This is a genomic window from Oxalicibacterium solurbis, from assembly GCF_014635845.1.
Classification (GTDB): domain Bacteria; phylum Pseudomonadota; class Gammaproteobacteria; order Burkholderiales; family Burkholderiaceae_D; genus Oxalicibacterium; species Oxalicibacterium solurbis.
Genome location: NZ_BMDP01000002.1, coordinates 134,753 through 146,971, shown reverse-complemented (window position 1 = coordinate 146,971; position 12,219 = coordinate 134,753). Strand labels below are relative to the sequence as shown.

Here is a 12,219-nt window from a genome sequence, read left to right as displayed (position 1 = left end):
GGTGAAAAAAGCACTCGCGATCAGACCATGGCGGACCGCTCATTGCCTGCCGGCTGCATGCTCAATGCCGGCTTGATCTGTTCGGCCAGCAGCTTCGCCAACGGTTCGAAAATGGCGCGACGGCGTTCGGTCAGGATTTCACCCGGCTGTCCGTGGACCAGCGACGTGATCCGGCAATGCCCGGAAACGCAGACGCTCAGCATGATCTGTCCAAGCTGGCCCAGTTCGCTGTGGCGGAGGATGTATTCATAGGATGTGGCGGAAATCGGCCTGCGCTGGGCAGTAACGTTGGACGGCAATTGAAATGGCATGGTTGTGCGACTCCTGAAGGGTTGATCATTCTGGAGCGCTTCCCGCCGGTTTCGTATCCCATCCATATGGGATTTTCGTGACCATGCATTTCATTCAGCACTGCCGGCATGCCATTTCTGCAATGCATGCAAACGTCAATGCCGAGGCGGATACATGTTGTAACAGACCTTACCGATTCAGGCTGGCGACCGATGCAATGCTCGTATTAAATGGAATTGTCCTGATAGAGGATTTTTCAGGAATGGAAATCCTCCGCAAATGTTCCATCAAAAACGTCCCCAAAACGTCTCATCAAGGAGAGCGTCATGAAAAAGATCCTCGGCATTTCGGCCGGCATACTGGCAGGCGCACTACTGCTTTCTGCCCCGGCAATGGCCCGCGTCAATGTCGACGTCCATCTGGGCGCGCCGGTCTATGTCGGCCCGGCACCGGTCTACGTCGCGCCGCGCCCCGTGTATGTCGCACCGCGCCCGATGCCGGTATACGTTCATCCGCACAGGTATTACCATCACAAACGGTACATTCGCCCGCGCGGCGACTATGATCGCGATGGCGTACCGAATCGTTTCGACCGCAGACCTACCAACCCGTATCGTTATTGATCGTCGGCATCATGTCCGGCGATCGCAAGGCATCGTCGCATGATGAAAACTTCTCTCCTCTTCCCTTCAGGATTTCGGCGCAACCGTGCAACGGCATGGTTTGCGCTGGCAGCGGGCGTACTGGCAACAGCTCCGCTTTTCGCGGACGCCGAAAATGTCCGAAGTTACAGCATCGATCAGCAACAGCAGGACATCCATGCGCGCATCGAACAAGGCATCGCGTATGGCCTGATCACGCAGGATGAAGCGGATGAGCTATCGCGTCGCGAAAGCAACATCCAGCAGCGTGTAGCAGGTTTCCAGCGCGATGGCACGCTGACGCCGCAAGAGCGCGACCAGCTGCGCCGCGATCTCGATGCGCTGCATGCCGGTGTCGAACGCAGCCTGCGCAATACACGGATGAAAGGCAGCCCGGACGGCTACCTTCCCGATCTCGCCGGACGTGAAACGCAGATCGGCAAGCGCATCGACTACGGCATTGCCAGCGGCCTCATCACACGCACCGAGGCGCAGCGCCTGGCGCAGCGCGAAACCGACATCTATCACCGCGAAGCGGCATTCAGAGTGGATGGCCAGATCACGCAATCGGAAAAAGACATATTGCAGCACGATCTGGAAGCATTGAACCGCGACGTGGAGCGTCTGCTGAAAAACGTCCGCACGCGACGCTGATTGTCGCCTGACCGCGGCGACAAGCAGGCCTACATGCGCGACATCGGCTATTACACGAGGAATCAGTCACCACCAGCCTCATGAAGAAGCCGGAAGCCGCATCAACCTGCTCTCAGCGGGCCTTCATCCCCATTCCGCCACTGCCGCCACGCCAGTCCGCCAGCATGGCCGGCAGTCTGCGTCTATGCATGAACAGGACGATGGCCGCATAGCTGAACGCGCCCACCGCCATCGAAGCCAGCAGTTCCGTCATCAGCGACCATTCGTGACCAGTCATCACCGACTGCAATCCCAGCACGCAGGCCGACATCGTCGCCACGCAGAACGCAGGCATCGCCAGCGGACGCAACTGGCGACCGACGCTGATGCCGGCGTATTTGCGCAGCAACAGCAAGCCAAGCGGATAAGTGACCAGCACGCGGCACGACCACGCCAGCATGATGTAGATAGGCGCATGCCCTGCCGTCAGGAATACCACCGCGATCGTGCAGGCGCTGGCACACAGGCCGGGTAAGAGCAAGGCGCGCGGATGGCCGAGTGCACGCAGGTACGGGCTAACGAAGATGCGCGTGAAGCTGGTCACCCACATCAGGCACAGCACGACGATCAACGGGATCGCCTCGCTCCATTTTTCGCCGAGCAAGAGCGGCACCCATTGATGCGCCGTCAATGCGAGGCCGACGAAGATCGGGCCGGAGATAAAGGTGGTTGCCTGCGTGATGCGCAGGAAGGCACGCTGCATGTGCGCGCGATCCTGCTGCAAGGCCGAGAAGAACGGCAGGCCGATACGGCCGGCCACGTTGCCGACGATGTTGGACAGCGCATCGGTCGCCTTGAACGCGACGCTGACCAGACCCAGCACCGTCAAACCATGGATGGCGCCGATCAGCAGATTGAAGCCGCGCGTCAGGAATGCCCACAGCGCGCCTTCCAGCATCACCGGCACGCCGAACGTGATCAGCTGCTTCGCATGCGGCCACGAGAAACGCCGCTTAGGCCAGCGCTGCAGGCCGCGCCAGAAGATCGTCGTCAGCACCAGGTTCTGCACGACGCCGGCGATGACGATACTCCAGACGCCGAAATTCGCCAGCGCCAGACCGATCGCGACCACGCAGTAGCTGAGACGCCCGAGCACGGTGCGGCGTGCCACTGCCTTGGTGCGCATCTTGCGGTCCAGCATCGCCGACGGCAGCAGGTTCAAACCGGTGAAGAAACAAGCCGTTCCTTCGATGAGGAGAATGGTACCGACCAGCGGCTGCCCCGCCATATAGATGAAATACAGACCGATGCAGGCGCAGAACAGGAAGCCGGAAAAACCGAGCGCCAGCGCCATCCAGAACGCGCTGTCGATATGCAGCATATCGATAGGCCGGCGCTGGATCAGCGCTTCGTTGATGCCGAGTGCGATGACGAGCTGCATCATCAGCACGATGGCTTGCGCGAAGGCGACGCTGCCGAAATCGGCCGCCGTCAGCACGCGCGACATGATGCCCAGCGTCAGGAAACCGAGCAGGCCGACGCCGACGCTGTCGACGATCGCCCATGGTACGGCACGGCGCAGATTCTTCATTGCGACACCAATCGACGTTTCAGCGGACGCAGCAGCGTGCGCAACGGCTGCGTCATGCGCCGCAACGCAGCACCGACCGGCACGGCGAGACGCATGCGATTCTTGGCGATGGCGATCTTCAATGCGCGCACCCACGATTGGCGTATCTTGCGACGCTCCGCCATTTCGACGATCTCCTGCAGCAGAACCAGTTGCGCGCGGTTGCCGACGCGCAGGTTCTGGATATCGGCATCGCTCGGCGGTCCTGCCAGCGATTCCGGCAGCGGCGCGCCGAGCGCCATGAAATTGAGTTTGGTACGCAGGCATTTCTCGCAATGCCCGCAATTGCGGCCGGTCAGCGGACCTTCCCAGCACACGCGCAGATTGCGCAAGCCGGCGGGCCAGTCGAGAATGCCTGCCGCTTTTTCGGTACGCGTGAATTCACCGCCGTCATAGACGACCTGAAAATCGCGGCTCGACAGCATCGTGTAAGTGATCGGATTGCCGCCCCACGGCAGCACCAGACGTGCATAGTCTTCGTCGGAGCCGACCAGCGCGGCCGACACACTGCCCTGCCAGTTGCGCAGGCAGCTCGCCACGCCGTTGCCGAATTCCATTTCCCAGTTGACGCAAGCGACGTCGCGCCAGTTGGTGCGCATCGTCACCATCGGCACATTGATCGAGCGCAGCGCATCGGCGGCCGTGGAAACCGTCGTCGTGAAAGCGGCATTGGCATCGAGGCCGATATCGAATCCCTGGATCAGCACGCCGGCATGCAGCAGATGACTGCGACGCCCGGCGTTGCCCGTCACATGCCGCCATGCGGTAAAGCTGGCATCGAGGCCGCCCGAGAAGGCGAGCACCGCGCGCGGCGGCGACGCAGGCGACGGCAAGGCCGCATCGGTGACTTCGTGTTCGGCGCTGACGCGCACGATGCGGTAGAGATCGGGACGCCACAGATGCCAGCACGCAATCAGATCTTCCATGTTGCGCAGCAGCGATTGCGTGACCGGGCCGTCGATGTGCAGGTCGCGTCCCTGATGCATCGCCAGGAACACCAGCGCAGTCGCCGCCAGATCGTGCACGCGCAACGGCGGCGGCAGGCATTCCTCGGGGCCGGTCATTTCCCAGCCGACCTGCTGGTCGTCGAAGGAGACGATGCGCGTGACCTGATTTGTACTCTGATGCGTAGCTTCATTATTGCCGCGCATTTCGGTCAGGCGCGCGACGATACGATCCGGACGTGGCGAACCGGGCTGGACATCTGCGGAAGGAGAAAGGTGATGATCGTCAGGCACGCTGGTATACATCCTCGAAACGGACGATATCGTCCTCGCCCAGATAGGCGCCGGACTGCACCTCGATCAGATGCAGCGGCATCTTGCCGGGATTTTCCAGCCGGTGCTGCGTGCCGATCGGGATATAGACCGATTCATTTTCCGTCAGCAGCCGCTGCTCTTCACCACGGGTGACGAGCGCGGTGCCGGTCACGACGATCCAGTGCTCGGCGCGATGGTGATGCATCTGCAGCGACAGCTTCTCGCCCGGATCGACGGTGATGCGCTTGACCTGGTAGCGATGGCCGTCATCGATCGATTCGTACGATCCCCACGGCCGGTAGACCTTCGTATGGTTCAGGTGCTCGCAGCGCTTTTCCTGCTTCAGGTAATCGACCACCTGCTTGACACGCTGCACATCATCCTTGTTCGCAATCAGCACCGCGTCCTTGGTTTCGACAACGATCACGTTGTCCAGTCCGAGCACGGCGACGAAGCGGTTTTCCGCACGGATGAAGGAATCGCGCACGCCATCGGTATAGACGTCGCCCTGCAGCACGTTGCGATCCAGATCGTCGTGTTCCTGCACGTCGGCCAGCGCCGACCACGAGCCGACGTCGCTCCAGCCGATATCGGCCGGTATCACGACCGCCTGCTGCGTATGCTCCATCACGGCGAAGTCGATCGATTCGGACGGACACTTTGCATACGCCTCCTTGCCGAGACGGCAGAACGACAGATCGCTGTAGGCTTCCTGCACGGCTTCGCGGCAGCAGGCTGCCATCTGCGGTTGCAGGCGTTCCAGCTCATCCAAGTAAGCGCCGGCGCGGAACAGGAACATGCCGCTGTTCCACGAATAGCGGCCGTCGTCGAGGAATTGCTGCGCCGTCTCGCGATCCGGCTTCTCGACGAACTGCTCGACCATGTAGCAGCCCGATGCTCCCTCCACCGCCGCGCCGCGCCGGATGTAGCCGTAGCCGGATTCCGGCGCCGACGGCACGATGCCGAAGGTCGCCAGTTTCGACGATCCCTGCGCAACCGATGCCGCCGTCGCAATCCCTTCGTTGAAAGCCTCGACGTCGCGTATCACGTGATCGGCCGGCAATACCAGCATCAGCGCATCGTCGTCGCCATCCTTGCGCAAGTGATAAGCCGCCACGCCGATCGCCGGCGCCGTATTGCGCCCCTGCGGTTCCAGCATGATCGCGTGCGGCTCCACGCCGATCTGGCGCATCTGCTCCGCCACCAGGAAACGATGGTCGTCGCCGCAGACGATCAGCGGCGACGCAATGCCGGGTCGGCCGGCCACGCGCAGCACGGTTTCCTGCAGCATCGTCAGGCCGGATACCAACGGCAGCAACTGCTTGGGCAGCGCTGCACGCGACAGCGGCCACAGGCGCGTGCCAGAACCGCCGGAAAGAATGACGGGATGGATCTTCACACTGCACCGATTGCGCGACTGCGCTCGTTGACGGGCATGTTGGGTGCTGATGAACCTGCAGCCGCGCCCTTGGCTGCATCCTTGGTCACAGCATCCTTGGTCGCTGCATTCCTGGCTGCGCCCTTGGCCTCATCCTGGACCTGATTTTTGACCGAGCCGTCAGCAGAAGCCTTGGAAGAACGCGTAACCGAGCGGCGGTCGCGCGCATCGCGCCAGTGATCGTCCTCGCATTCGGAAACGTGCCGCATCTCGCCTTCGCGGCTGACGCAATAATTGCGGCAGACCACCAGTTCCTCCATCGTCGATTCCGGCGACACGCGCGTGTATTCGAACAGCACGCTGCGCACGACTTCCGATCCGCTGCAGATCTGGCTGCCATGGCCGATCCAGGTCGGGCCGATGATGGTGCTGCCGGCTTCCACCGTGCAGCCGGAACCGATGTAGACCGGCCCCTCGATCGTCGTGCCGTCCCAGTCGATATGCGTATTGAGACCGACCCAGATGCCGTCGTCGATCTGCGTGCCCGGCATCGTCATGTGCGCCATCTCGCCGTTCAGCACGCTCTGCGACACCGCCCAGTAATCCTTGACGTTGCCGATGTCGATCCAGTTGAAGAAGCGCTTCTGCGCATAGAACGGAATCTCCTTCTCGACCAGCAGCGGAAACAGCTGCGAGCCGATATCGAATTCGACACCGGACGGAATCAGGTCCAGCACTTCCGGCTCGAAGATGTAGATGCCAGTGCTGGCCGCCGTCGACATCGCATCCTGCGGTTTCGGTTTTTCCTGGAAGGACAGCACGCGGCCGTCGTCGTCCGTCACCACCATGCCGTAATCGGACGATTTTTCGCGCGGCACTTCCTTCGTGATGATGCTGACCTTGGCGCCCTTCTTGCGGTGTTCGAACAGTGCGGACTTGATGTCGAGATCGATCAGCGCATCGCCGCAAATGACCAGCGTGGTCTCGTCGAAGAAGCCGCCGGATTCCTGGATTTTTTTCATGCCGCCGGCCGAACCGACCGCACGCGGCACCACTTCGCCTTCCTCGTTCACATAACCTTCGAACGAATAGCCGATCTGCGCGCCGAAACGCTGGCCTTCACCGAAATAATCCTCGATCTTCTGGTGCAGATAACTGACGTTCACCATGATGTCGCGGATGCCGTACTTGACCAGATGCTCGACCAGGTACTCCATTACCGGCTTGCCGAGAATCGGGATCATCGGCTTCGGCAGTTCGTATGTCAGCGGTTGTACGCGCGTTCCTTTTCCTGCTGCAAGAATCATTGCTTTCATGGGTGGCCTTCTGTCTCTCTTCTGTTCGTTTCGGATGAAATAAAAATGAATTGCGAGAATGGATATGAGATGAAATACGTGATGCAAATACGTTTTTTCGTCGAATGCGCTCAGGCGTAATCGAAAGTTTCCACGGACAACGCCTGCCAGCGCCATGCGTCTTCGCACATCTGTGCGATGTTGCGTTGCGCCCGCCAGCCAAGTTCACGTTCAGCACGCGACGGATCGGCATAACAAACGGCGATATCGCCCGGACGGCGCGCCACCACCTGATACGGAATGGAACGCCCGCTGGCGTGCTCGAACGCCTGGATCATCTGCAACACGCTACTGCCGCAACCGGTGCCAAGGTTGTAGGTTTGCACGCCGGCTTCCCCATGCATTAAACGTTCCAGCATGCGCACATGGCCGACCGCCAGATCGACCACATGGATGTAATCTCGCACGCCAGTGCCATCCTCGGTCGGATAATCGCCACCGAATACCGACAGCATCGGCCGTTTGCCGATCGCCACCTGCGCCACATAAGGCAGCAGATTGTTCGGAATGCCGTTCGGGTCTTCGCCGATCAATCCGCTCTCGTGTGCGCCGACCGGATTGAAGTAACGCAGCAGGCCGACGCGCCATGCGGCATCCGCTTTCGCGATATCGCGCAGCATTTCCTCGATCATCAGCTTGCTGCGGCCGTAGGGATTGGTGGCGGACAGAGGAAAATCCTCGACGATGGGCACCGTCGCCGGATCGCCATAGACGGTGGCCGAAGAGCTGAACACCAGCGTCTTCACATTGTGCTTCGCCATCGCCTGGAACAGCGCGAGGCTACCTTCGACATTGTTCTCGTAATAGCGCATCGGCTCGTCGACCGATTCGCCGACTGCCTTCAGTCCGGCAAAGTGCATGACGGCATCGAAATTCCCGGAAGAAAAAATTCGTTCCATGGCGGCACGATCGCGCAAGTCCGCCTTGACGAAGGGAATGACAGAACCGGTGATCGTCGCCACGCGTTCGAGAACCGATTCCTTGCTGTTGCAGAGATTGTCGACAACGACGATCTGGTAACCGGCCTGAATCAGTTCAACACATGCATGCGAGCCGATGTAGCCCGCTCCTCCGGTTACCAGTATTTTCATGATCCGCACATCCAGAACGCCGCATCGCGGCAACCTTTAAAAGAGCGGCAGATCGCATCAAAAGTTCATTTTTGTCATCACTGATTCAATGACATTTTCGTGACAAGAGCAATTCGTTTTTCGAGAGAAATCTTTTGCGCGCATTCATTCACACACGGAAATATTTGCAGGTAAAAATTACCTGTATGGTGCAATGCGGATACACACAACACGGATGAGCACGATGCCAACGTGGATTAGGACGCGGGATCGAACACGCATTTCGAATGAACGCGATTTATCTATGCATCATCAGGGCAACACCGTCTGTTGCGGAAAACGTTGTGCACGATCATCGTAGGCAACCAGCCAATCCGCACAATGCAGCCGCATCGTGCGCATGACAGCGGGCCGGATGTTATGCAGCACGAAGCTGCGCGCAATCTTGGTCTGATGACCGTACAGCAGCAGCAGCAGCGCAATGCAGGCGCTGTCTATCTGCACGACGCGTGCAAAATCCACATGCACATCGCAGGGCGAGGCCGTCGCCTGTTCGCAGGCATCGCGCAATGCAGAAAGATTTCCTTCCATCCACACGCCGCTGGCGACGATGCGGCAACTACGGCCGTACATGCGCACGGCCACGCGCGCACGCGCCATCGCCTCGGCATCGCGGCGCCGCAATCTGGTCGCCACCGCACACGGAACGATGCGGGTGACAGCCAGCTTCAGCAGCATCCATCCATCGTTCCAGTAACGTTTCCACAGCGCCGGTTCTTCCTTGATGCGCCACAGCCACTCCATGCCGCTGCGTCCTACCCAGGAAGGCGCGCGGCTGACCGTGCCGGCAACGAAATTGACGACCGCGCCCAAATGGCTGACGACCGGCACCTGCAGGCGTGACAGATTCCGCTCTATCCATGCCTGCCCCTTTTTCGCGCCGAGTGCGACCACGAGAAAATCGGCATCGCTGGCATTGATCGCATCTATCGTTTCCGCATCGCTCATTTCCTCGACGCTGGCGAAACCCGGCGAACGATAGCCGACGCAACGCAGCCACGACGACGAGGCATTGAGCTTTTCCGCCGCGCGCTCGGCCACGCCGTCCGGACCGCCGAAGAAATAGACTGACATTAGGCCGGCATTGGTACGACGCGCTTCGCCGTGGCGCAGGGCTTCGAACAATGTGGAGCCGGCCACGCGCTCGCGTATCGGCAGGCCGAGCAGGCGTGCAATCCACACCAGCGGCATGCCGTCTGCCACCGACAGGTCACTGCGCAAGACCGAATCGCGGAATACATCGGCAGCGGAGCCGCCCTCCATGCCGGCGACGGCGAAGTTCAGGTTCGGCGTGGAAAGAAAGCAGCGCACGTCATGCGCCGCCGCATCGCCGACCTTCTGCACCGCTTCCTGCAGCGTGACGACATCGAACGGCATGCCGAGTATGCAAACGACGCGACGACGAAAATCGGTGCGCACCGGATAGGCCGGTCGATTGCTGCGTTGTTCTGTTTTCGCTTCACTCTGCATCGCGCTTGGCCCTCACCCATTCCACCTGGCGGCTGAAAAGAAATTTCACGTACAACGGCACCTTCCAGAACGCATAGCCGACGGCCGACAGCAGATCGCCGAAGCTGACGATGCGGCGGCCGAAACGCCACCACGACAGCCAGACGGCAAACGCCAGCGATGCAAAAATCGCGGCCGCCGCCATCAGAGGCAACTGCATGCCGGCAAACAGCGCAATCGCCAGCATCGCCACAAAAACGCCGCCGACGGCCAGCGTTAACAGCGCCACCGGCGGCACGCACATGTCCAGCGCCAGTGCGATCAGCATGCGGTCGCGCCGCACGATGCCATCGCGCAGCAGCGGCAATCCTTCATGCACGATCATGCCGAGATGGCCGTGCTCCCAGCGCGTACGCTGCGCACGCGCCGCATCGTCGCCGACGGGAAAGTAGCTGACGACGCAGGCTTCCTGGCAGAACAGCGTCGGCCGGCCGGCTTTCGCCATCTCGATGCCCAGCTTCATGTCTTCCGCAATATGGCCGTTCGCCAGTTGCGCCTGCGCGATCAAGGGCCACGGAAACGCCATGCCGGTTCCCATCAGCTGGCACGGTAAACCGAGGCGATGGAAACCCAGCGGCCGCACACGGTTCTTTACCACCCACGCGAATTCGGCGATGCGTATCTTCAGGCTGGCGCCGCGCGGTGCGCGCATCAGGTCCAGCGCCTGTACCGGCCGTTGCGATGCCAATGCCGTGCGCGCCAGCAGTTCGACCGAACCGGGCAGCACGATGCAATCGGCATCGATGAAGACGACGGCGTCCGGTGCATCCTGCATCAACGCGCGCACGCCAAGATCCAGCGCATAGCCCTTGCCGCGCCGCAGCTCGTCGTGCCGTTCCAGCACATGCGCACCGGCGGATGCGGCGATCGATGCCGTCATGTCGGTGCAGTTGTCGGCGACGACGATCACGCGGTCGCCGGCATTTTCGTCAAGCTGGCTGCGGATCAATGTAACGGTAGCGGCGATGCCGTTCGCTTCGTTGTGCGCCGGCACCAGCACGGTAATGCGCGGACGGCGTGCATCCGGCAGCAAGACAGCACGCGAAGACTTCGCCAGGCACGCCTGCACCAGCAGGACCAGCACCGGCACGGCGACGACCGCCAACAACGACAGCAGCAGGATTTCCATCAAGGCCATCATCGATACGCCTCCGCCATGCCGCCTGCGGCACTTTCGACCATGCTGTTCTGTTCGGCCTGCCGGAACAGCGTCACCATCTTGCCGGCCTCGCGATCGCTGTCGTGCCGTTCCAGCACGCGCACGCGTGCGCGTTCGCCCATGCGCAGCAGTTCGTCGTCCGGCGTCGCCAGGCAGCGTTCCATCGCTACCGCCAGTTCATCCACCGATCCCGGCGGATACAGCCAGCCGCTTTCGCCTTCGCGCACCAGTTCCGGAATGCCGGTGATCCACGTCGTCAGCACCGGACGGCGCAGCGACATCGCTTCCATGATCACCACCGGCAGCCCTTCGGCAAAGCTGGCCATCACCAGCGCGCGCGCTTCCAGCAATTCCTGCCGCACCTGCTCGCCGCTGATCCAGCCGGTGATGCGTACGCGGTCTTGCAGCTTGTGATGCGCGATCATCGCCATCACTTCGTCACGCATCTCGCCGTCGCCGGCCAGCACGAGTTCGACATCCACACCTTTTCGCGCCAGCAGCGCAACCGCTTCCACCAGCAGTTGCTGCGCCTTCTGTTCGCACAACCGGCCGACGCAGACGAAACGCGGCCGCGGCGACAACGCAGGCATCGCGCCGTCGTGGAAGGCCGGCTCGACACCGCAATGCACGACGTGAATCTTGCCCCAGTGCTCGTGCGAAACCGCGCGATACAGCTGGCTGCGGCAGTAGGACGTGACACCGGCGACGAAGGAGGCACGCCGTATCTTTTCGCCAAGGCCGATGAATTCCGGCTTGTCGAATTCTTCCGAACCGTGGATCGTCAGGCTGTAGCGGAAACCACCGACTTCCGCCGCCAGCATCGCCACCTCCGCCGAATTGGTGCCGAAGTGCGCATGCAGATGTGCAATGTCTTCGGCGCGCAGCCATTCGGCGATGCGGCAGCCTTCGGCGAAATAGATCAGGTGATAAGGCAAGGACTTGTCGGAACGGCGGCTCATCCTGAACGCCAGTTTCAATCCCGAGAAGAAACGTGCCGGCGACGCCAGCGCCATCTTCGCCATCGATTTCAACAGACCGCCCATGCCGTCGCGCAGCACATAGCGCGTGCGTTCGCGTTCGCTGAAATCCTCGGCGTCGACCAGATCGCCTTCCCAGCCGCGTAGCGCGAGACGTTGCACGCGTATGCCCTGGCGTTCCAGCGCCAGGATTTCGCGCCGGATGAAGCTGTGGCTGACCTTCGGATATTGATTGATCAGATAGGCGATATGCATGT

Annotated in this window: 11 protein-coding genes; 2 read left to right on the top strand and 9 right to left on the bottom strand. The window is 61.2% G+C overall.

What is annotated here, in order from left to right:
• Positions 1 to 20: 20 nt before the first annotated feature.
• The gene (locus tag IEV40_RS06305) at positions 21 to 311 is read right to left on the bottom strand and encodes a hypothetical protein (protein WP_188420159.1); all 291 of its coding nucleotides are present in this window, start codon (positions 309 to 311) and stop codon (positions 21 to 23) included.
• Between the two features lie 306 nt (positions 312 to 617).
• Here IEV40_RS06305 and IEV40_RS06300 point away from each other — a divergent pair, with 306 nt between their 5' ends.
• Positions 618 to 914 carry a hypothetical protein gene (locus IEV40_RS06300; RefSeq protein ID WP_188420158.1) on the top strand — a complete coding sequence of 99 codons (297 nt, stop codon included), beginning with the start codon at positions 618 to 620 and terminating at the stop codon, positions 912 to 914.
• Between the two features lie 39 nt (positions 915 to 953).
• Entirely contained in the window at positions 954 to 1,586 is a 633-nt protein-coding gene (locus IEV40_RS06295) for a hypothetical protein (RefSeq protein ID WP_188420157.1), read from the top strand.
• Positions 1,587 to 1,698: 112 nt separating this feature from the next.
• Here IEV40_RS06295 and IEV40_RS06290 read toward each other — a convergent pair whose 3' ends face one another.
• The 8 genes from IEV40_RS06290 to IEV40_RS06255 all read right to left on the bottom strand — a co-directional run bounded on the left by IEV40_RS06290 (position 1,699) and on the right by IEV40_RS06255 (position 12,217).
• Positions 1,699 to 3,156 carry a lipopolysaccharide biosynthesis protein gene (locus IEV40_RS06290; RefSeq protein ID WP_188420156.1) on the bottom strand — a complete coding sequence of 486 codons (1,458 nt, stop codon included), beginning with the start codon at positions 3,154 to 3,156 and terminating at the stop codon, positions 1,699 to 1,701.
• Complete coding sequence (locus tag IEV40_RS06285) at positions 3,153 to 4,433, bottom strand: hypothetical protein (protein ID WP_229723995.1); 1,281 nt, start codon at positions 4,431 to 4,433, stop codon at positions 3,153 to 3,155. Before IEV40_RS06285 ends, IEV40_RS06290 begins: the two co-directional genes overlap by 4 nt.
• Complete coding sequence (locus tag IEV40_RS06280; RefSeq protein WP_188420155.1) at positions 4,426 to 5,853, bottom strand: mannose-1-phosphate guanylyltransferase/mannose-6-phosphate isomerase; 1,428 nt, start codon at positions 5,851 to 5,853, stop codon at positions 4,426 to 4,428. Before IEV40_RS06280 ends, IEV40_RS06285 begins: the two co-directional genes overlap by 8 nt.
• Entirely contained in the window at positions 5,850 to 7,139 is a 1,290-nt protein-coding gene (locus IEV40_RS06275; RefSeq protein WP_188421069.1) for a nucleotidyltransferase family protein, read from the bottom strand. The genes IEV40_RS06280 and IEV40_RS06275 overlap by 4 nt, the downstream gene beginning before the upstream one ends.
• A 119-nt stretch (positions 7,140 to 7,258) precedes the next feature.
• The gene (gene galE / locus IEV40_RS06270) at positions 7,259 to 8,278 is read right to left on the bottom strand and encodes a UDP-glucose 4-epimerase GalE (protein WP_188420154.1); all 1,020 of its coding nucleotides are present in this window, start codon (positions 8,276 to 8,278) and stop codon (positions 7,259 to 7,261) included.
• 291 nt (positions 8,279 to 8,569) lie between these two features.
• Positions 8,570 to 9,787, bottom strand: a complete 1,218-nt coding sequence (locus IEV40_RS06265) for a WecB/TagA/CpsF family glycosyltransferase (protein ID WP_229723993.1) — start codon at positions 9,785 to 9,787, stop codon at positions 8,570 to 8,572.
• Positions 9,777 to 10,967 carry a glycosyltransferase family 2 protein gene (locus tag IEV40_RS06260; RefSeq protein WP_188420153.1) on the bottom strand — a complete coding sequence of 397 codons (1,191 nt, stop codon included), beginning with the start codon at positions 10,965 to 10,967 and terminating at the stop codon, positions 9,777 to 9,779. The genes IEV40_RS06265 and IEV40_RS06260 overlap by 11 nt, the downstream gene beginning before the upstream one ends.
• Complete coding sequence (locus IEV40_RS06255; RefSeq protein WP_188420152.1) at positions 10,964 to 12,217, bottom strand: glycosyltransferase family 4 protein; 1,254 nt, start codon at positions 12,215 to 12,217, stop codon at positions 10,964 to 10,966. The genes IEV40_RS06260 and IEV40_RS06255 overlap by 4 nt, the downstream gene beginning before the upstream one ends.
• Between the last annotated feature and the right edge of the window lie 2 nt (positions 12,218 to 12,219).

What these genes read in the sequence shown, in the direction of transcription:
- galE (WP_188420154.1), bottom strand. Translation starts at nt 8,278, where the DNA reads ATGAAAATACTGGTAACCGGAGGAGCGGGCTACATCGGCTCGCATGCA.
- IEV40_RS06255 (WP_188420152.1), bottom strand. Translation starts at nt 12,217, where the DNA reads ATGCATATCGCCTATCTGATCAATCAATATCCGAAGGTCAGCCACAGC.
- IEV40_RS06305 (WP_188420159.1), bottom strand. Translation starts at nt 311, where the DNA reads ATGCCATTTCAATTGCCGTCCAACGTTACTGCCCAGCGCAGGCCGATT.
- IEV40_RS06290 (WP_188420156.1), bottom strand. Translation starts at nt 3,156, where the DNA reads ATGAAGAATCTGCGCCGTGCCGTACCATGGGCGATCGTCGACAGCGTC.
- IEV40_RS06295 (WP_188420157.1), top strand. Translation starts at nt 954, where the DNA reads ATGATGAAAACTTCTCTCCTCTTCCCTTCAGGATTTCGGCGCAACCGT.
- IEV40_RS06260 (WP_188420153.1), bottom strand. Translation starts at nt 10,967, where the DNA reads ATGATGGCCTTGATGGAAATCCTGCTGCTGTCGTTGTTGGCGGTCGTC.
- IEV40_RS06275 (WP_188421069.1), bottom strand. Translation starts at nt 7,139, where the DNA reads ATGATTCTTGCAGCAGGAAAAGGAACGCGCGTACAACCGCTGACATAC.
- IEV40_RS06300 (WP_188420158.1), top strand. Translation starts at nt 618, where the DNA reads ATGAAAAAGATCCTCGGCATTTCGGCCGGCATACTGGCAGGCGCACTA.
- IEV40_RS06265 (WP_229723993.1), bottom strand. Translation starts at nt 9,787, where the DNA reads ATGCAGAGTGAAGCGAAAACAGAACAACGCAGCAATCGACCGGCCTAT.